Source organism: Bradyrhizobium archetypum, assembly GCF_013114835.1.
In the GTDB taxonomy this organism is placed as follows: domain Bacteria; phylum Pseudomonadota; class Alphaproteobacteria; order Rhizobiales; family Xanthobacteraceae; genus Bradyrhizobium; species Bradyrhizobium archetypum.
The window spans coordinates 138,675-157,138 of the sequence record NZ_JAAVLW010000002.1 but is presented as its reverse complement, the minus strand read 5'-3'; the positions used below and the strand labels follow the sequence as shown (position 1 = coordinate 157,138).

Below are 18,464 nucleotides of genomic sequence, written 5' to 3'. Positions count from 1 at the left end.
GAAGCGTCCGCCCTGACTTGCTCAGGCGAACCGAAACGCTTCAGGTTTCGAATGAAGCCGGTTCAACCGGAATCTGATGCCGTGAGATTGCGGAGCACCGGCCCGTGCGGCTGATCTTCATCACCCTGCTGGCGTTGGCGCTTGCCGCGGCCGTCGGCCTCGGCTCGACCTATGTGACGTCGACGCGCGGCACTGATCTCGGCACGCTCACGATCGGCGCCTGGACCGCCCGGCCCAAGGCCGGCTCTTCCGAGATCGATCCCTATTCGCGCGCCTCGATCGCCCGCAGCGGCGAATTGCCGATCGGCACCGGCGACGGCATCGCCTTCACCGCCACTACCGATGACAAGAAGAAACCGCTCGACGGGCGCTGTGACGTGGTCGTCAGCGGGGTGACGCCGGCGGCCCGGTTCTGGACGCTGACGCTGTTCGACCGCAAAGGACACCTGGTTGCCAATTCGCTGCAGCGCTACGGCTTCACCAGCCAGGAGATCGTGCGCGGCTCCGATGGCGCATTCGAGATCCGCGTCGCGGCGCGCTCCCGCGCCGGCAACTGGCTGCCGACCGGCGGCATCGAGCGGTACACGCTGATGCTGCGGCTCTATGATACGCCGGTGGGCGTCGCGACGCGGACGCAGCGCGACGCGCCGATGCCCGCCATCACCACGGTGAACTGCCCATGATCCGGCTGGCCTTCACCATCATCGCGGGCGTGCTGCTGGGCGGCGTGGTGCATCTCGTCAGCGTGCTGGCGCTGCCGCGCATCGCGACGCAAGACGCCTATTCGCGGCTGACGCCGATGACCAAGGAGAACGCCGTCACGGCGCTGCCGCTCCCAGAGCCGAACAATGCGCCGATGCCGTTCATGGACCCGGCCTTCGCGGTCGCGATCTGCCGCTATGATCTCTCCGGCGGCCCGCTCAAGCTGACGGTGCCGGTCAGCCAAGCCTATACCTCGGTGTCGTTCTACACCCGCAACGAGGTCGCCTACTACGCCATCAACGACCGCTCGGCCGGCCGCAAGGTGATCGAGCTCGACCTGATGACGGAAGAGCAGCATTCCGCGCTGCCGGAGGACGAGGAAGTCACCGCCGCCGACCGGCTGATCATCGACTCCCCCAGCACGACCGGCCTGATCGTGCTGAAGGCCCTCGCCCCGGAGCCCGGCCTGATGCCGCAGGCGCAGGCCTCGCTCGCCGCGTCGCGCTGCACCGTGGAGACCGAGCCGCCGCCGGCCAAGCAGCCCGAGCCGCCGCCTGCGCCGGCCCCCACGCCTGCCTCGAAGGGCAAGCGCTGAATTACGGGCTGCTGTGGGCCGACACGAAAAGTCTGCCTTTCTTGTTTTTGTACTGCCGGGCAACTGGCATTAATTTGACGCCGCCGTCTTAGCCAACGACTTGATAAACAACTGCATCGGCTCGGAGAGCGACGTATCCATCGTGTTCAGTCCATAAATCTCCGACATGTGGCTTTGGCCGGTGAGGACTGCGAAGCTTGGGCATCTGCTTTCGTTGCACAGGCGGTCCTTCAGCGTATCAGCCTGGCTGATGTAGTACGGGACATCCAGCTCTCCATGAGCGACAAGGAGCGGAATTTTCATCTTGGTCAGGCCGCCGATGGATGACCGTACCGGCCACAACGACGTATCGGAACCGAAATATGATCGCTGACCCGGCACTTCGATCTCGGGCTTGAGCTCGTACGTGCCGGAAATGAGAATGGCCCCGGCGCCGACGGGATCGTCGCTGTTGATCTCGGGATGGGCCAGATAGGATGAAACGTGGGTGGCGCCGGCCGAATGTCCCATCAGGATAATCCGATCGGGGTCCCCTCCAAATTGAGCAATGTTGGCACGCGTCCATGCGACCGCCGATCCGATGTCCTTGACCGCGGCGGGCCAGGGATTTGCCGGCGCTAGACGGTACGTCATGTTCACGCCCACCATCTGATGCTCGATGGCCCATAGCATGACGTTGTCGTAGAACGGGCTGCCGGCCGCTCGCTTGTCGCCCCTCTCATATGCGCCTCCGTGAACGAACAGCAATACTGGAAGCTTGGAGGAGCGATCATTGGGCCGGAACACATCAAGGCGATTGCGCTCGTCTGCTCCGTACCGTTCGTCGCGCGCGACGGTTACGCCGGCATAGGGCTCCTTCCGTTGCAATGGCGCCAGGAGTTTCGCGGTCTCCGGAGCGTTGATGACAGGTCCGATCTTCCGGATCGCCTCCCTGATTTCTTGAGGCAGTTCGCCGGCTACTGCGTTGGCCGACATCAGGATGAGGAGTAAGGCTAAAAAATTGCGCATCGACTATTCCTTCATCAGGATGTCGGAAAGCTTACTCCGCATTGGGCCGCGGGATTCATGCTTTCCTCTCACTTCAATCGTGCGAATTACTCATGTATGTAGCCTTGGCCTGACGTTTGCAGGAGGGGCGATGGACAAGATTCGGCGGTTGGAAATGGTCGTTCGCGCCGCCGACCTTGGCGGCTTCGCAGCCGCTGCCAAGCAAATGCATGTCACACCGTCTGCCCGCGTATGTCGATGGATTGAGCTGGTTACAGCTGCCTCAGCCCAAAGCTGACTCGCTGAGGGTCGGCCCAGATGTCCGCTTCCGAGCCGAAATCCGGACAACGCTCAACGCATGGCTCTTTCCAGATGTATGAGTAACGTCCTGGTTCAGCCCTTTACCGTCACCGCACGCCCGATCACGGGCTGCGAAGTGACCGGCGGGTTGGCGGTTTGCGCGGCGAGTTCGCCGATCAGGCGATCGGCATCGGCGGCGATGCCATCGGGCGCCTGGATCACCAGCCGCTCCAGCGCCCAGCGATAGGAAGAAATGCGCTGCTCCAGGCATTGCTGGACCCATTGCACAATCAGCGTGTTCTCTTCCATGCGGGCGATCGCATCGGCCTGTTCGCGCGGCGACAGTTCCGACACCATCTTCAGGCTGGCGCTGCGCTTGCGGTCGAGTTCGATGACGCGCACGGCCGAGGCAAAGAACGGCTCGAAACGCGTGATGTCGTTGCGGACGTCCTCGATCAACTGCTGATAGCGCGAGGTGTGCGAGCGGTGCGGCTCGTCGATCAAGGCGCGTCCATAGGTGGTGCGATCGAACACCACCTTCTGCCGCCATGGCGAGGGCAGCGGCTGATAATCGCCGAACACGCTTTTCCAGGCCGGCCGCGAATGCGGCGGTTCGATCAGCGGATAGGCGAGATCGCGAAGCTGGCGCTCGTTTTCGGTGAGCTGGAAGTGCGAGTGCTTTAGGCCGACGCTGGCGGTCGCCTCGGCGCCCAGCCAGCGGTGCATGTCGTCGTTGCGCATGTCGGCGCGGGTGCGGCCGAAATCGCCGCCGCTGCAGCCGCCGAGCGCAGCACCTGCCACGAGTATGAGAGCCGCGAGTGACCGAAGCCCGGTGGTCCGGATCGGGAGGCACGTCTCCGGCATGTCAAACGTCCGTCGTTCAGGGGCGCCGACGGCGACGGCGACCAGGCGCCGTCCCCTCTTCCGGCCCGCGTCCGTCGCCGGTTCCGCCGCCTTCGCGTTCGATGCGGACAACGGGAAGGATCAGCACGGTTCCCAGGCCATCGCGTGGAGCGCCATCCATAGCTGAGCCCGGCCGCCGCGAGGCCGCATCCGCCGGAAATTCAATGATGGTGCCCATATTCCGTTCTCTCTGGTTGCCGCACGGACGCGATCAGGCCAGCGACATGCCATTATTCAGAGCAGAACGTGGTTAACGGCTTCTTAATTTGCATAGCCGGTACAGTTACGGGTTTCGGGGTCCATACCTCTCCGAATACTCGCATTTTATCGGATTTCTTCAGGGGCTATTTTCCTTAACCAACTCTTAAAACGCCCTGCGTAGGCTGACGCGAAGGATTACCGAAGTCGCGTACACCTGACATGACAGCAGCTCCATTGTTTCCGGGTTTCGACGGGCTGATGACGCTCTCGCGGCGCGAGGGCGTCGATATCAGGCCGACCTTGCTGCGCGTGCTGACCGATCTTTACGTCCAGGCCAGCGCCCATTCGGCGGATGAGGAACGGCAGTTCGTCGAACTGACGTCCCGCCTGATCGATCAGGTCGACGACGCCACCCGTGCCGCGGTGCGGGCGCGGCTCGCCATCTATCCGGCAACGCCGGCCGAGATCATGGTCAAACTCGGGTTGCGGCCTTCACATCCCGATCGGCCGCTGCCGCTCGCCGCTGCGATTACCGCGGCTGCGGCCGACGTGCCGGCGGTGAAGGCGCCGACCGAGGCGCAGCTGCGGATGGCCTCCACTCTGTCGATGCGGCCCAATGATGCCGCCGAAATCACCGACATGTTCTTCGCGGCCGGCGCCAGCGAACGCGCGCTGATCCTGCACAATCTCGCCGACACGCCGCTGAAAGCCTCGCCGCGCATTCCCGCAGCCCGCGCCGCCCGCGCGCTCCATATCCTGGAGATGGCCGCGTTCGCCGAGGACGCCGAAAACTTCACGCTCGAACTCGGCGAGGCGCTGATCCTGCCGCAGCGGATCGCAGCGCAGGTCGTGGACGATCCCGGCGGCGAACCGCTGGCATGCGCGGCGAAAGCGCTCGACATGCCGAGCGAGATATTCCAGCGCGTGCTGCTGTTCCTCAATCCGGAATTCGGTTCGTCGGTGCACAACGTCTATCGCCTGTCGCGACTTTACGACCGTCTGAGCGAACGATCCGCACTCGTGATGGTAGCCGCGTGGCGCGGCTCGACCATGGCAGTCACCCGCGCCAAATATCGCGCCGCGCTGTACGACGACGAACGTCACCGTGCGCGTGCGGCGAGCTCGCAAACCCGTCCCGCGGTGCAGCCGGGTACCGCGCCGGCGGTTCGCACCGGCACCGACGGCTCGAATCGCTAACCTTTCGCCAGATCCAGAAAATGCCGCCCGGCGCGGTCTTCGGTCTCGACGATCCAGGCGTCGGGATCGAAACGGAGTTCCTTGGCCAGACGCTCCTCCACCGATTGTTCCGGCACCGGTTGCGGAGACGCCGGCGCGAACAGCCGCTCGGCCGGGCGACTCTCGTCATAGACGGTCTGCGGCGCGGGGGCATACAGCATGGCGTTGCCGTCGAGTAGCGCCACCTTGACGAATACCGCCCCCGCCTCCTCCGCCCCACGCTTGCGCACGGCGCCAAAGATTCCCTCATTCTGGCAGCGGCGCAGGTAAGCGGCCACCCAGATGGATGATTTCAATCGCATGTGACGGACGATAGGCCAGCGGCCGGGCCGACGCTAGTCGATCGGATGGCCGATCATGGCGGTGAGTTCGCGCACCAGGCGGTCGGACATCTGGCCGGTCACGGGGAGCTTGCGATCGCGCTCGAATTTTGCGATCGCCGCCTGGGTATCCGAGCCCACCGCACCGGTCGGCTTCAACTGACCATAGCCATATTGGGTCAGCGCGCGCTGCACCGCCGCCACGCGACGCGCACCGCTGCTTTGCGTGGTGGCTGGTATCGGCGCGGGCGGACGCGCCACATTCGCAGGCGCAGCCGGAGGCGGCGTTGTCGACTTGACCACCAGATTGGCCATCGGATCGGCGTTCCTGGAATCGGAACTCTTGGAATCCGAATTCTTGGGATCAGCGCTCTTGATCTCGAGATGTTTGGGATCGGCGCCCCTCACCTCGACAGGCCTGATCTCGGGCGGTTCGGCGTCGATCGATCTTGTCGTCAGTTCGACCGGGCGCGGACGCGGCAACGGGCTCACGACGGCGGCTTGCGGGGCCGACAGCGTCACGACCGAGCCGAACATCGGCGACGGATGGCGACCGGCCTGCAGGAACAGCGCATTGGCGACGATGGCGCAGATCGCGGCGGCGGCGAGCAGGCCCGCGACCATGTCTTTCGGACTGTGCAGGAGGATGCGCATCACCAGACTGCGCTCTTCCTCCACCGCAATCGCAGCCGCTTTCGCGCCGCGACGGCGGCGGCGCGGCATCTCGTCATCGTCGTCAATACGCCTAGGCACGCTTCTTCACCTGATGGACTTGATCCTGTGATTCGGATCGCGGCGCCGGTATCAGCGTCGCGACGTTGTTTGAAGGCGTCGGCAACGGCGCAAAGTCGAGCGGCAACGCAACAGTCACCGTGGTGCCCTCGCCAACCATACTCTGCACATTCATCTCGCCATTGTGAAGTCCGACCAGGCCCTTCACGATCGACAGACCGAGGCCGGTGCCTTCGTGCTTGCGCTGATAGGTCTTGCCGGCCTGGAAGAACGGATCGCCGATCCGCGCGAGATCCTCGGCGGCGATGCCCACGCCGGTGTCGGTGACGCGCAGCATCAACCGCGATCCCTCGACCGCGGCGGAAACGGTTACGCTGCCGCCGCGCTCGGTGAACTTGATGGCGTTGGTGATCAGGTTCAGCGCAATCTGCTTAAAGGCGCGGGGATCGCCGTTCATCACGGGCAAATCCTCCGCTGCACGGGTGATCAGATCGACGCCGTTATCGCGCGCCTTCAGCGCCAGCAAATTGCAACAGTGCAACAGTGCCGCGCGCGGCGCGAACGGTTCCGGTGAAATTTCGAAATTGCCGGTTTCCATCTTGGACATATCGAGGATGCCGTTGACCACCGACAACAGATGTTGGCCGGAATCGTTGATCAACTGCGCATATTCCCTGCGCCGTGCGGCATCCAGCATCATCGCCTCTTCGTGCACGATCATCTCGGAGAAGCCTATGATGGCATTCAGCGGCGTGCGCAGCTCGTGACTCATGGTGGCGAGGAAGCGCGTCTTCGAGGCATCCGCCTGCTCGGCAGCGGTGCGCGCCAGTTCGAGCGCCTGCTCCTGGATCTTGCGGTCGGTGATGTCGCGCATCACGGCGACGACCTCCGCCTCGGGCGAATTCTGTTCGAGGGGCCGGCAACGCATTTCGACCCAGATAAAGTCGGCAGAAGCGCTCTGAGCGCGCGCTGCATCGCGGCGCAGACGGAATTCAACGCTGCGCTGCTCGCTGCCGCGCGCGGCCTCCGACAGCGCCGTGAGATAGGCCGGACGATCGGCGACATGCACGCGATCGAACAGGCCGTGGCCGGTGAGCCGGGCGCAGGGCGTGCCGAGCATGGCTTCCGCCGCCGGCGAGATGAACTCCACGGCGCCGGTGCGATTATGACGCGAAATCACGTCGCTCATGTTTCGCGCCAGCAACCGGTAACGGCCTTCCTCGACATTAAGCAGCGACACAGACGTGCGCGCCAGCGATTCCGCGCTGACGGCCAGTCCCGCCGCATAGAGCGTCGCCGAAGCAACGCCGGCTCCCATCAGGACACTATGCAGGGCGGCATTCGGCCCTGCCGCCGGCAGGAGCTGAAAATACCCAAGCGCGATCAGCAGGGCGGCGCATGACAGCGCCAGCGCGGAAGCGAATGCGACCACGCGGCGCGAGGCCGACAGCGCCGCTTCCAGGGGGACGACGATGAGCCAGACCGCGGCGAAGGATTCGATGCCGCCGGTGGTCACAGCGACCATCGCAACAAGGCTCGCCAGCGCCAGCGCCGATAGGATATGCGCGCCTTCGTAGCGGCCGGTGCGCGACAGGAACCAGGATAACAGAATGGGCGCGATCAGCCAGGCGAAGGCCATGACCTCGACCGCGGTAGGCGCCCCCCGCATCGCCAAATAAATCGGAAAAGCCGCAAGCGCCACTAAGCTGCCGAGCAGCCGCGGCGCCATGAAAGCGCGATGACGCGCGCGCGTCAGCGCATCATATCGTGCCGAGGGATGCAACGACGCATCGAGACAATCGCGGATGATACTCAAAACAGTCACGGCTCTCGCGCTTCGGCTTGTTCGTCAGACAGACGCGCCACAACGCCCCCTTGTCTTAACGCCACCGTGTCAGAGCGAACTTAAGCGAACACTAAGGCGCGACGGATTGGTGCCCGACATCATGTCTGCGCGATGGTTTCGCGCCTCGTGCAGCCTCCATTCGGCGCGGATGGTGAACGACAGGTTTCCAGCACGGCCGATCCATGGTTTCGAAAAGGTGGATGCGTCGCCGGCGGCTGCCTTTCCTGCACGCAAGCGCCGTCAATCGAAAATTTACGCCGAATCCAATCTTTGGAATTTTCTGCAAGTTTTCGCCGAATTTACTTCAACGAAAACACTTACGATTTATCCACGACTGTTAGTCAGAAACGAAGCTGCGAGTTAACCGCAGTACAACCAAAAGATGACCGGGGTCGCGATATGTCTTTTCTACTTCGCATGGCATTCTGGCTTGGGCTGGTGCTCGTGCTGTTGCCCAGGGAAAAGACGCCTGAATCGGACAAGGTGCCGCAGATTGGCGCATCCGAAGCCGTATCGGCCGCGACCGCCGCCGTCTCCGACATGAGCCAGTTCTGCAAGCGGCAGCCGGCGGCCTGCGAGGTCGGCGGTCAGGCGGCGACTGCGATCGGCCAGCGCGCCCAGGACGGCGCCCGCCAGTTGTACAAGATCATCACCGACAAAAAGCCCGAGCAACCCAGTACCCCCGAGAAGAAGCCCGACCATACCAGTTCGATCGATGGCGATGTCGATGCCGTGGTCGCAGCCACAGCGTCCGCCGACGCGCTGACGGAGGACGACATGGGGATCGAATGGCGGCTGCCACGGACCTCGTCGGCCTCAAAATAAGGCCGCGGAACCCGTTCCATTTCCGTCGCTTTCGTTCGATCCGCATCCTATATAGGGCCTTAAGGAAACGGATGCGGGCCACGATGACGATCGACGAAATCAGGGACAATTTCGAGCTGCTGGAGGAATGGGACGACCGCTACCGGTATGTCATCGAGCTCGGCCGCACGCTCGAGCCAATGCCGGAGGCCGAGCATTCCGCCGAGAACAAGGTCAATGGCTGCGTCAGCCAGGTTTGGCTGTCGAAGCAGATCGATCGCAGCGGCAATGGCGAGCCGCGGCTGAAATATCTGGGCGATAGCGACGCCCACATCGTGCGCGGCCTGATCGCCATCCTGCTCACGCTTTATTCCGGCCGCTCGCCGCAGCAGATCCTTGCAACGGATGCGCTTGCCGTCTTCGATGAATTCGGATTTCGCGAGCACCTGACGCCGCAGCGTTCCAACGGCCTGCGCTCGATGGTCGAGCGCATCCGCTCCGACGCACGCGAGGCGCTGGCCGCGGCTTCGTAATAGATAGGCTTATATTGGACGCGTTTTCTTAACGCGAACCGGTTCCCACCCTCGGATCGCGTCCGAGGGCATGCTTCGCTTGAAAACGCTTTGGTCTATTTCCGCTTCCGCGCCTGCTGGCCAAGACCCATTTTCTTGGCGAGTTGCGAGCGCGCCACGGCGTAGTTCGGCGCCACCATAGGGTAGTCCGGCGGCAGACCCCATTTGTCGCGGTATTGCTCCGGCGTCATGTTGTACTGCGTGCGCAGATGGCGCTTCAGCGACTTGAAGCGCTTGCCGTCCTCCAGACAGACCAGATATTCGGGCGTCATCGACTTCTTCACCGACACGGCCGGCTTGGTCGGTTCGAGTGGCGTCTCGGGCCGGCCGCTCGATACCCGCATCAGCGCTGCGTGGACCTGACTGATCAGGTTCGGAATTTCCGAGGCCTGGGTCGGATTGTTGCTGAGATAGGCCGATACGATATTGGCGGTCAGTTCGACGGGCGTTTTGCCGGCGGAATCGGTCATGGCTCAACCTTCTGGAATCACGAATGCATCTGTCGGCCGCGCGGTTCGGACAGTATCCAACCCTGCCTATACAGCAGCGGAATCTGACACGACTTGGCGAATATGAACGAAGTGCCGGGAAACTGACAAGAACGGGCGCTTCATTTTCCCGCAGCAAGTATTGCCGGTCTTTAGGACCGCTGATCGAGATGCGCGCGCAGTTCATCGATTGATGCGAAGCGCATCATCCCCTCCGGCATCTGTGCCTCGATCGATCCATCGGAATAGAGCGAATAGGCCATGCCATCGACAACGCCCGACTTCAGCACCGTCACCGCCGATTGATCCTCGGTGCGCGGCGTTCCGCCATTGGGCTCTGCGAGCGGCGGAGGCATCCGGCCACCGTGCCGCTGCAGCGGATGCTCGGCCGCCTTGGCGCGCTCCGCCTTCGGCCAAGCATCTTCGAACGATGCCCGCGGCGGTTCGGCCGGCTCGACCGGCGGTGTGGGGCGAAGGTCCGATGACAACAGATCCGGTGGCAGCGGCTCGCTCGCCCGCCCCTGGGCACGCTCCCGTTCTTTTCGCGACGTCGAAGAAAACAGCAAATTGCGCTTCGACTTCGGAGCCGATGGTGTGGGCTCGGGGTGTGTCGGCTCCGGGATCGGGTGATCGCGCAGAACAGCTTCGTTCTGCCATGGCGGTGGCGAAAATGATCCGGGAGAAGCGGGCTGCTCAGCGGCTGCCAAGCCGCCTGCGGCCGGTGCGGAATCCCGCGTTGCGCCGAGCGGAAGCGCCGGCCGCATGGTGTCCTCGCCGGGCGCTTCAGGCGCGGCTGCACTGAGTTTCCGTGCGATGTTCTTCAGCTCGCGGACCGTCATCCAGAGCGCCAGCATGATCGCGCCGGTGCAGACGGCGATCACGCCGGCGATGATCAGCGTGTTGCCGGTGCTGAATTCCTTGATCGGGATACCGGAGCCGATCGCCAGCAGACCCGCCAAAACGAGGCCGATCCCGGCGACCCACATCACAATCATCATTGAACTAACCCCTCAGCCGCGCCTTAAACGCTCGCAAGCCGCCCCACGCCACGATACCGTCATATTGTGCGCACCGCCAACGTCAATTGCGCCCGGGTTCCGCAATTGGCGTCACCCGGTTGCAGAACTCCGTTCGGACCAACCTTGCCATTCAGGTATCGTTCAGCCCGCCGACAGTAGTTTTACTGCCTACCAATTGCTGCCCTTTTGTTGCATCGCATCAGGGATTTACGCCACAATTCCCAATTACTTGGAAATGGAACTGCGCTATATGGGTACCCGGGGAATGAGGCTCAACGATAGCCAAGCTGGGCCATAGGGGACGCTGGGTTACCAATCGCCATGTCATCCATCACGACTTCTGCCCTCGATACGCCCGCGCGGCGCTCGGTGGAGCGGACCTGTGACGACCTCGCCATCTTCGTGCTGGCCGTCGTCGCCCTCGTCGCAGGTCTGACCTTCCGGGATTACGGCCTGGGCTGGGACGACTACACGCACGCCGAATATGCCGACCTGCTGCTCAGGATGTACGGTTCCGGCTTCAAGGACACCGGCGCGCTGTCCTTCGCCAACCTCTATATGTATGGCGGCGGCTTCGACATGGCGGCAGCCCTGCTGCACAAGGTCATCCCGCTCGAACTGTTTGAAACGCGGCGCCTGCTCGGCGCCGTCGTCGGGCTGATCGGACTTGCCGTGACCTGGCGGCTGGCGCGGCGTGTCGGCGGCCCGCTTGCCGGACTGGCAGCGCTGCTGCTGCTCGCATTGTGCCCGACCTTCTACGGCCACATGTTCATGAACCCGAAGGACGCGCCGTTTGCCGTCTCGATGGTGATCCTGATCCTGGGTCTGGTGCGCCTTGCCGAGGAATATCCTACGCCCTCGCCGCGAACCATCCTGATCGTCGGCCTCGGCGCCGGCCTCTCGATCGGGTGCCGAATTCTCGGCGGGCTGGCGCTGGTCTATGCGATGGTGGGCTTCGTCCCGCTGCTGATCGAGGAAGTTCGTAGCCAAGGCCCACGCGAAGCAATCCGCCGCTTCGCCCATGTCGTATATGTACTGCTGCCCGGCCTCGTGGTCGGATACCTGATCATGGGCCTGGTGTGGCCATGGTCGATCATGGAGGCGGACCATCCCTTCAAGGCGTTGACTTATTTTTCGCACTTCTTCGAGAAGCCCTGGAAGGAAATGTTCGACGGCGCGCTGGTTTCGGTGCCTGATATGCCGTGGTCCTACCTGCCGACGCTGTTCGCGCTGCAGCTTCCCGAAGTGCTGCTCGCGCTTCTGCTTGCCGGGATCGTTGGCGCCTTGATGTCGCTGTCGCGCGCGGACGTGGCGGCCCGCCGCAAGACCGTCTTCCTGATGCTGACGTTGGCGGCGACATTGCCGCTGGTGATCGCCATGGTGAAGCGGCCGGCGCTCTACAATGGCATCCGGCATTTCGTTTTCGTCATCCCGCCGATGGTCGTGCTTGCCGGCGTGTCGTTCGCCTGGAGCATGAGCTGGCTCAAGGAGAACCACCGTCGCTGGCAGCCCGCCGCACTGGCAGTGTTCACGTTCGGCCTGCTGTTGCCGCTCAGCGAAATGGTCCGCCTGCATCCCTACGAGTATACGCACTTTAACCACATCGCCGGCACGGTTCGCGCCGCCGACAACTACTTCATGCTGGACTATTGGGGGCTGGCGCTGAAGCAGGCTTCCGATGGTCTGCGCGAAGAGCTGGTCGAGCGGCAGGAAGTGCCGCCGCTGGGCCGCAAATGGAAGGTCGCGGTGTGCGGTCCGCAGCGCCCGGCGCAGGTAGCGCTCGGCCCCGACTTCACGATCGGGTGGGACAGCCAATCCGCCGACTTCGCGATGACACTCGGCGAGTTCTACTGCAAGGGCCTCACCGCGCCAGTCATGGTGGAAATCAAGCGCGACGATGTCGTGTTTGCGCGCGTCTATGATATCCGCGGCCGCGCCATCTCGACGCTGCTGGCGATTCCTGCGCCCTAATGAGCTAGCTGCGATGGCATGACTGCCGCGCAGGATCATCGCCTTGCCGCCCGTTCGGCACAGGGCTAGGTTCGGCTCGACGATCAACCATTTTCCTTAAGAAGGCGCTCCGCATCGCCAGCCGAAGCTCACCTGCGGCAGGTTCCCGCCGGCATGACGGACGCGACGCGTAGAAGGTTGTGGCGGCGTGACGGTGTTGGTGACCGGCAGTTCCGGCCATTTGGGCGAGGCGCTGATGCGGACGCTGCAGGCGCAGCGGCGCGAAGCCATCGGCATCGATGTTCTACCGGGCGCATTTACGCACCAGGTAGGCTCCATCACCGACCGCGCTTTCGTGCACCGTTGCATGAAGCACATCAGGACCGTGCTGCACGCCGCGACGTTGCACAAGCCGCATGTGGCGACCCACAGCCGTCAGGACTTCATCGACGTCAACATTTCAGGCACGCTCACGCTACTCGAGGAAGCCGCGGCGGCCGGCGCCGCGGCGTTCGTCTACACCAGCACCACAAGCGTCTTTGGCGACGCGCTGGTGCCACCGCCGGGCGCGCCGGCGGCCTGGATCACCGAAGATGTCACGGCGGTGTCGAAGAATATCTACGGCGTCACCAAGGCGGCTGCGGAGGATCTCTGCCAGCTGTTTGCGCGCAATCATTCGCTTCGCACCATCGTGCTGCGCACCTCGCGTTTCTTTCCCGAAGAGGACGACAACGGCGCGATACGCGAGACGTACGCTGACGCCAACATCAAGGCCAACGAGTTTCTCTATCGCCGCGTCGATATCGAGGACGTCGTCAGCGCGCACCTGCTCGCGGCCCGGCACGCGCCATCGGCCAGCTTTGCGAAATACATCATCAGCGCGACCACGCCATTCTCACGCCGGGACACTGCCGAACTGCGCAACAACGCGCCGCGGGTCGTCCGCCGCTACGTGCCGGACTATGAGGCCGAATTTGCTCACCGCGGCTGGACAATGGTGCCAGGCATCGATCGCGTCTACGACAATGAGCGGGCGCGCATCGAACTCGGATGGCGGCCGCGCCACGATTTTCGCGCGCTGATCGCTCGGCTCAAGGCGGGCGAAGACATCCGTAGCCCACTGGCGCGCCAAGTCGGCAGCAAAGGCTATCACAACCGCGCTTTTCGCGAGGGGCCCTATCCGGTCGAGTGAGGTGCGGGGGTGGACGCGTCGCGTGGATGTGCTAAAATGCCGACCGTATACCTCTACACGTTAGAAATCCAAACGCCGCCCAATCCCGGGCGGCGTTTTTGTTTGCATAGGGTGGCTACTTCGTCTCCGCGAGCGCTCCCAAAATCCGCGCCCAGGAGCGGATGCCCTTGTGATAGCTCTTGAGATCGTACTTTTCGTTCGGCGAATGGATGTTGTCGTCATCGAGACCGAAACCGATCAGCAGGCTGTCGAGGCCGAGCGTACGCTTGAAATCCGCGACGATCGGAATCGAGGCGCCGGAGCCGACCAGCAGCGCCTCCTTGCCCCATTCCTCGGTCAGCGCGCGCTTGGCAGCCGCCAGCGGCTTCATGTTCCAGTCGAGCGCGATGGCCGCCCCGCTGGAGTGCTCGGTGAAGACGGCCGTGCAGTCGCCCGGAAGCCGCGCGGTGACATAGTCGCGGAACGCCTTCTTGATCTTCTGCGGGTCCTGGCCTTCGACCAGACGGAAGGAGATCTTCGCGGAAGCTTCCGCCGGGATCACGGTTTTCGAGCCCTCGCCGGTATAGCCGCCGATGATGCCGTTGATGTCGCAGGTCGGACGCGAGGACACTTGCTCGATCAACAGGCGGTCCTTCTCGCCGGCGGGAATCGAGAGACCGATTGGCTTAAGGAACGACTCAGGCGTGAGGTTCAGATTCTTCCACTGCGCCAAGACATCCGGCGGCAGATCCTTCACGCCGTCGTAGAAGCCGGGAATGGTGATGCGGCCGTTGTCGTCAAACAGGCCGCCGAGGATGTTGGTCAGCACGCGGATCGGGTTGCGTGCGCCGCCGCCGAACACACCGGAATGCAAGTCGCGGTTGGCAGCCTTGATGGTGACCTCGTCATACATCAAGCCGCGCAGCGAGGTTGTGATGGCGGGCGTGTCCGGGTCCCACATGCCGGTGTCGCAGACCAGCGCGAAGTCGGCCTTCAACTCATCCTTGATCGCCTCGATAAACGGCACGAAATTCTTCGAGCCAACTTCTTCTTCGCCTTCGATCAGGATCGTGACATCGACCGGGAGCGATCCCGTGACCTTCTTCCAGGCGCGGCAGGCCTCGACGAAGGTCATCAACTGTCCCTTGTCGTCCTCCGCGCCGCGCGCCACGATGATCTTGCGGCCATCGGCATGGTCGGTGACGACGGGCTCGAACGGCGGCCGGTGCCACAGATTGAGCGGATCGACCGGCTGCACGTCATAGTGGCCGTAGAACAAGACGTGCGGCCGGCCGTCGGTGCTGCCATTGAGCTTGGCGACGATCGCGGGATGTCCCGCCGTCGGCCTCACCTCGGCCTTGAAGCCGAGCGTCGCGATATCCTTCGCCAGATGATCAGCGGCCGCCTTGCAATCGTCGGCGAAGGCCGGGTCGGCCGAGATCGACTTGATCCGCAACAGCGCGAACAGCCGCTCGAGGCTGTTGTCGAAATCGGCGTCGATGTGATCGAGGACCGGCTGGACCTTGGCATTGGACATGGCTGATTATCCCTGGCTGTGAGCCTTGTTATTGGCATCAAGTTGTAGCTTGCCTGCGGGCTGAGGCAAGGCGGCATCCGCAGCAGGCGGATGGCGCAGGTGCCAGACGAGCCCCGCTGCGAGCACGATCGTAGCGGCAAGATTGTTGCCATAGGCCTGCAGATCAACCGGAAACAGCGGCAGCGACAGGCACAGCAAGCCGCCCGCAATGGCAAGCAACGTCCAGGTTCCGGTTTTAACCGCCGGGCGCGGATCATAAGCGGCGCGGTGGAGCAACACGGTGATCGGAAAAAACAGCCACAGAAAGTAATACTGGCGAGCGAGCGGCGAAGCCACGGTGATCAGGCAAAACAGGATGCCGAGCTCTTCGGCATCCGAACGTTCCGTGCGACGCGACGCCGGTGGCATCACCGCAAGATAGCCGAACCCGACCGCAAGCGAGATCGCCAGCACGATCCAGTTCGCCGTTCTGAAATCAAGATCGACTACGTTCATGGTTCGCACCGGCTTGGCCGGATTGTCCTGATTGTAGTTCACGGGCCGCGTCAGCCGGTGCGTCACCGCGATGATCGACTGGTTGACCCACGACCAGTTCTGCTCGTCGCGCTGGCCGAATCCCTTCTCCGAACTCGACCCAACCATGCCCTGGTACCAGGTCTTCAGCTCCGTGAAATTGTGCTGGAAGCCGCGAAACGGCGCCGGCAGCACGAACAGAAACAGGCCGATGAAGATCAACATGCTGGCCGCCGCCGCCCACTGCCGGCGCCACACGAGATACGGCAACACCGCCACCGGAAACACCTTGATGGCGGTGGCGAGCGCAAACATGCTGCCTGCCATCCAGCCGCGCTGGTCCCGCAACAGCCAGAAACCGTAGAGCATCAGCGCCAGCAGCACGAGGTTCGGCTGGCCGAGATCGAACATGTCGAACACGAAGGTGATGGTGACGAAGCCCGGCAGCGCTTCCAGCCAGGGCCCGGGCTTGTGCCCCGATCCCGCCATCGCGTGCGAGAACTGTGCCGTCGTCCACCACGCAACGATGTTGAGGAACGAGAGGCAGAGATAGAGCGGGATCTTGCCGAACCAGCTCGGGATCGCAAGCAGCACCGCAGATAGCGGCGGATAGATGAACTCGAAATAGCTTGCGGGATTTTCGGGGTAGAGATTCCTGCCCTGCAGCACCTGCTGGCCGGCCCAGAACCACAGCGGGTAGTCCTTGGTCTTGCCGTTGCCCCAGATTTCCGGGACCAGCACGTCGGCCGTCAAGGCGATGCAGCAGACCAGAAACAGGATATCGAGCGGCCTTCGTAACGACGGATATCTCAGCACGCGCTCGTTCCGGATTCAGAGGAGACTAAGCCGCAATTCTTCACGCGCACTGGCTGCCACTTCCCTTTCATTGCTTATCGCCGCAGCAATCCGCCGAGCGCACCGCGCACCAACGCGCGTCCGACCGAACTGCCGAGCGATCCGCCGACCGACTTGCCGAGATCGGCCACGATGCCGCCGACCACCTTGTTGGTGACGGACCGCGTCACGTCCCTCGCGATGACCTGGCCTGTCGAGAGCCGGCCGCGCTTGACGTTGGTGCCGAAGATCGTGCCGACAATCGAACCGATCTGGCCGAGGATTCCCCCGCCGCCTCCGCCGCCCTCCGTTCCATTGGCAGGCGCGGCCGTTCCGGCCACGCGCTTCTGCAGCATCTCATAGGCGGATTCGGCATCGACCGCGGTGTCGTATTTGCCCTTGACCGGGCTCTTGCTCATGATCGCCTTGCGCTCTTCCGGCGTGATCGGCCCGATCCGTGCCGTCGGCGGCCGGATCATGACGCGCTCGACCATAGTCGGCGTGCCGCCGCCTTCGAGGAACGACACCAGCGCTTCGCCCTTGCCAAGTTCCATGATGACGCGCGCGGTATCGAGCTTGGGATTGGGCCGGAAGGTCTGCGCTGCAGCGTTCACCGCCTTTTGGTCGCGCGGTGTGAAGGCGCGCAGTGCGTGCTGTACGCGGTTGCCCAATTGGGCGAGCACCTTGTCTGGCACGTCGATCGGGTTTTGCGTAACGAAATAGACGCCGATGCCCTTGGAGCGGATCAGCCGGACGACCTGCTCGATCTTGTCCAACAGCGCCTTCGGCGCATCGTTGAACAACAAATGCGCCTCATCGAAGAAGAACACCAGTTTCGGCTTCGGCAGGTCTCCGGCCTCAGGCAATTCCTCAAACAATTCCGACAGCATCCACAGCAGGAAGGTCGCGTAGAGTCTCGGGTTCTGCATCAGCTTGTCGGCGACCAGAATATTGACCACTCCCCGGCCATCGCTGTCGGTCTTCATGAAATCCTTCAGCAACAGCGCCGGCTCGCCAAAGAATTTCGTTCCGCCCTGGTTTTCCAGCACCAGTAGCTGACGCTGAATGGTCCCGATCGTCGCCTTGCTGACATTGCCATAGGTCTGCGCCGCCTTTCGGATTTCGGCGAGTTCATCCACCTCGTCGTCCGGTCCCTTCTTGCCGCCGGCAGGCGCGATCGCATCCAGGAGTGACCGCAAGTCCTTCATGTCGATCAGCGTCAGACCATTTTCATCCGCCACACGAAATGCGACGTTGAGAACCCCTTCCTGCACGTCGTTCAAATCGAGCATCCGCGACAGCAAGAGCGGACCCATTTCCGTAACCGTGGCGCGAACCGGATGGCCCTGCTCGCCGAACACGTCCCAGAACACGGTCGAGAACTGATCGGGCTGGAAGTTGAGGCCCATCTCACCGGCGCGCTTGAGGATGAAGTCCTTGGCCTCGCCGACTTCAGAAATACCGGACAGATCGCCCTTGATGTCGGCCGCAAACACAGGAACGCCTGCGCGGGCAAAACCCTCCGCCATTACCTGTAACGATACGGTCTTGCCGGTTCCGGTCGCACCGGTGATAAGGCCATGCCGATTGGCCAGCGCCAGCGTCAGCCAGGCCGTCTCATCGCCCTTTCCGATGAAAATCTTCTCGTCGGTATCGGCTGTCTTGTTATCGGTCGTCGCCATCGCATCGCCTCTTCGCGCATCGGGAGGTTTGGTTCGCAATCATATCGCATACTGCCCGTCGATTGAAACCAT

General features: G+C 63.1%; 18 protein-coding genes. 7 read left to right on the top strand and 11 right to left on the bottom strand.

The annotated features are described in order from the left end of the window. The first annotated feature begins 104 nt into the window (after positions 1–104). Positions 105–683, top strand: a complete 579-nt coding sequence (locus tag HCN50_RS05235) for a DUF1214 domain-containing protein (protein ID WP_171708576.1) — start codon at positions 105–107, stop codon at positions 681–683. Next, on the top strand, positions 680–1,297 hold the full coding sequence (locus HCN50_RS05230) for a DUF1254 domain-containing protein (RefSeq protein ID WP_171708575.1): 618 nt from the start codon (positions 680–682) through the stop codon (positions 1,295–1,297). Before HCN50_RS05235 ends, HCN50_RS05230 begins: the two co-directional genes overlap by 4 nt. Positions 1,298–1,366: 69 nt before the next feature. Here HCN50_RS05230 and HCN50_RS05225 read toward each other — a convergent pair whose 3' ends face one another. The 3 genes from HCN50_RS05225 to HCN50_RS33430 all read right to left on the bottom strand — a co-directional run bounded on the left by HCN50_RS05225 (position 1,367) and on the right by HCN50_RS33430 (position 3,665). Beyond that, complete coding sequence (locus tag HCN50_RS05225; protein ID WP_171708574.1) at positions 1,367–2,305, bottom strand: alpha/beta hydrolase; 939 nt, start codon at positions 2,303–2,305, stop codon at positions 1,367–1,369. A 372-nt stretch (positions 2,306–2,677) separates the two neighbouring features. After that, complete coding sequence (locus HCN50_RS05220; protein WP_171708573.1) at positions 2,678–3,448, bottom strand: hypothetical protein; 771 nt, start codon at positions 3,446–3,448, stop codon at positions 2,678–2,680. 16 nt (positions 3,449–3,464) lie between these two features. Next, positions 3,465–3,665: a hypothetical protein gene (locus HCN50_RS33430; RefSeq protein ID WP_235976790.1), complete on the bottom strand. Its 201-nt coding sequence runs from the start codon at positions 3,663–3,665 to the stop codon at positions 3,465–3,467. Between the two features lie 242 nt (positions 3,666–3,907). Here HCN50_RS33430 and HCN50_RS05215 point away from each other — a divergent pair, with 242 nt between their 5' ends. Continuing rightward, the gene (locus HCN50_RS05215; RefSeq protein ID WP_171708572.1) at positions 3,908–4,885 is read left to right on the top strand and encodes a DUF2336 domain-containing protein; all 978 of its coding nucleotides are present in this window, start codon (positions 3,908–3,910) and stop codon (positions 4,883–4,885) included. Here HCN50_RS05215 and HCN50_RS05210 read toward each other — a convergent pair. Genes HCN50_RS05210 through HCN50_RS05200 form a run of 3 tightly spaced genes read right to left on the bottom strand, consistent with a single transcriptional unit; the run spans position 4,882 to position 7,792 of the window. Further along, positions 4,882–5,226 carry a DUF1491 family protein gene (locus HCN50_RS05210; RefSeq protein WP_171708571.1) on the bottom strand — a complete coding sequence of 115 codons (345 nt, stop codon included), beginning with the start codon at positions 5,224–5,226 and terminating at the stop codon, positions 4,882–4,884. The two genes, HCN50_RS05215 and HCN50_RS05210, sit on opposite strands and share 4 nt — an antisense overlap. A gap of 33 nt (positions 5,227–5,259) precedes the next feature. After that, a complete protein-coding gene (locus HCN50_RS05205) occupies positions 5,260–5,997 on the bottom strand; it encodes a peptidoglycan-binding domain-containing protein (RefSeq protein WP_171708570.1) in 738 nt (245 codons plus the stop codon). Beyond that, entirely contained in the window at positions 5,990–7,792 is a 1,803-nt protein-coding gene (locus HCN50_RS05200) for a PAS domain-containing sensor histidine kinase (RefSeq protein ID WP_171709176.1), read from the bottom strand. The genes HCN50_RS05205 and HCN50_RS05200 overlap by 8 nt, the downstream gene beginning before the upstream one ends. Positions 7,793–8,221: 429 nt before the next feature. Here HCN50_RS05200 and HCN50_RS05195 point away from each other — a divergent pair, with 429 nt between their 5' ends. Together HCN50_RS05195 and HCN50_RS05190 are read left to right on the top strand one after the other, a co-directional pair. Continuing rightward, positions 8,222–8,647 (top strand): DUF5330 domain-containing protein, encoded by a 426-nt coding sequence (locus tag HCN50_RS05195; protein WP_171708569.1) that lies wholly within the window; start codon positions 8,222–8,224, stop codon positions 8,645–8,647. Positions 8,648–8,730: 83 nt separating this feature from the next. Next, entirely contained in the window at positions 8,731–9,159 is a 429-nt protein-coding gene (locus tag HCN50_RS05190) for a SufE family protein (RefSeq protein ID WP_171708568.1), read from the top strand. A 95-nt stretch (positions 9,160–9,254) separates the two neighbouring features. Here HCN50_RS05190 and HCN50_RS05185 read toward each other — a convergent pair whose 3' ends face one another. Both HCN50_RS05185 and HCN50_RS05180 read right to left on the bottom strand, forming a co-directional pair. Further along, on the bottom strand, positions 9,255–9,668 hold the full coding sequence (locus tag HCN50_RS05185; protein ID WP_171708567.1) for a Ros/MucR family transcriptional regulator: 414 nt from the start codon (positions 9,666–9,668) through the stop codon (positions 9,255–9,257). Between the two features lie 170 nt (positions 9,669–9,838). Next, the gene (locus HCN50_RS05180) at positions 9,839–10,684 is read right to left on the bottom strand and encodes a DUF308 domain-containing protein (RefSeq protein ID WP_171708566.1); all 846 of its coding nucleotides are present in this window, start codon (positions 10,682–10,684) and stop codon (positions 9,839–9,841) included. A gap of 342 nt (positions 10,685–11,026) precedes the next feature. On the opposite strand from HCN50_RS05180, the gene HCN50_RS05175 reads away from it, so the two are divergent. Both HCN50_RS05175 and HCN50_RS05170 read left to right on the top strand, forming a co-directional pair. Continuing rightward, complete coding sequence (locus tag HCN50_RS05175; RefSeq protein ID WP_171708565.1) at positions 11,027–12,676, top strand: glycosyltransferase family 39 protein; 1,650 nt, start codon at positions 11,027–11,029, stop codon at positions 12,674–12,676. Positions 12,677–12,863: 187 nt separating this feature from the next. After that, positions 12,864–13,847 carry an NAD-dependent epimerase/dehydratase family protein gene (locus tag HCN50_RS05170; RefSeq protein WP_171708564.1) on the top strand — a complete coding sequence of 328 codons (984 nt, stop codon included), beginning with the start codon at positions 12,864–12,866 and terminating at the stop codon, positions 13,845–13,847. Positions 13,848–13,962: 115 nt separating this feature from the next. Here HCN50_RS05170 and HCN50_RS05165 read toward each other — a convergent pair whose 3' ends face one another. The 3 genes from HCN50_RS05165 to HCN50_RS05155 all read right to left on the bottom strand — a co-directional run bounded on the left by HCN50_RS05165 (position 13,963) and on the right by HCN50_RS05155 (position 18,392). Further along, a complete protein-coding gene (locus HCN50_RS05165; RefSeq protein WP_171708563.1) occupies positions 13,963–15,363 on the bottom strand; it encodes a M20/M25/M40 family metallo-hydrolase in 1,401 nt (466 codons plus the stop codon). A 6-nt stretch (positions 15,364–15,369) separates the two neighbouring features. Next, positions 15,370–16,692: a glycosyltransferase family 87 protein gene (locus tag HCN50_RS05160; RefSeq protein WP_311967043.1), complete on the bottom strand. Its 1,323-nt coding sequence runs from the start codon at positions 16,690–16,692 to the stop codon at positions 15,370–15,372. 74 nt (positions 16,693–16,766) lie between these two features. Then, the gene (locus HCN50_RS05155) at positions 16,767–18,392 is read right to left on the bottom strand and encodes a helicase HerA-like domain-containing protein (protein WP_171708562.1); all 1,626 of its coding nucleotides are present in this window, start codon (positions 18,390–18,392) and stop codon (positions 16,767–16,769) included. Positions 18,393–18,464 lie beyond the last annotated feature (72 nt).

Coding starts and splice junctions, on each gene's coding strand:
- HCN50_RS05180 (WP_171708566.1), bottom strand. CDS start 10,684: ATGATGATTGTGATGTGGGTCGCCGGGATCGGCCTCGTTTTGGCGGGT.
- HCN50_RS05225 (WP_171708574.1), bottom strand. CDS start 2,305: ATGCGCAATTTTTTAGCCTTACTCCTCATCCTGATGTCGGCCAACGCA.
- HCN50_RS05165 (WP_171708563.1), bottom strand. CDS start 15,363: ATGTCCAATGCCAAGGTCCAGCCGGTCCTCGATCACATCGACGCCGAT.
- HCN50_RS05215 (WP_171708572.1), top strand. CDS start 3,908: ATGACAGCAGCTCCATTGTTTCCGGGTTTCGACGGGCTGATGACGCTC.
- HCN50_RS05230 (WP_171708575.1), top strand. CDS start 680: ATGATCCGGCTGGCCTTCACCATCATCGCGGGCGTGCTGCTGGGCGGC.
- HCN50_RS05195 (WP_171708569.1), top strand. CDS start 8,222: ATGTCTTTTCTACTTCGCATGGCATTCTGGCTTGGGCTGGTGCTCGTG.
- HCN50_RS05220 (WP_171708573.1), bottom strand. CDS start 3,448: ATGCCGGAGACGTGCCTCCCGATCCGGACCACCGGGCTTCGGTCACTC.
- HCN50_RS33430 (WP_235976790.1), bottom strand. CDS start 3,665: ATGGGCACCATCATTGAATTTCCGGCGGATGCGGCCTCGCGGCGGCCG.
- HCN50_RS05210 (WP_171708571.1), bottom strand. CDS start 5,226: ATGCGATTGAAATCATCCATCTGGGTGGCCGCTTACCTGCGCCGCTGC.
- HCN50_RS05175 (WP_171708565.1), top strand. CDS start 11,027: ATGTCATCCATCACGACTTCTGCCCTCGATACGCCCGCGCGGCGCTCG.
- HCN50_RS05185 (WP_171708567.1), bottom strand. CDS start 9,668: ATGACCGATTCCGCCGGCAAAACGCCCGTCGAACTGACCGCCAATATC.
- HCN50_RS05155 (WP_171708562.1), bottom strand. CDS start 18,392: ATGGCGACGACCGATAACAAGACAGCCGATACCGACGAGAAGATTTTC.
- HCN50_RS05190 (WP_171708568.1), top strand. CDS start 8,731: ATGACGATCGACGAAATCAGGGACAATTTCGAGCTGCTGGAGGAATGG.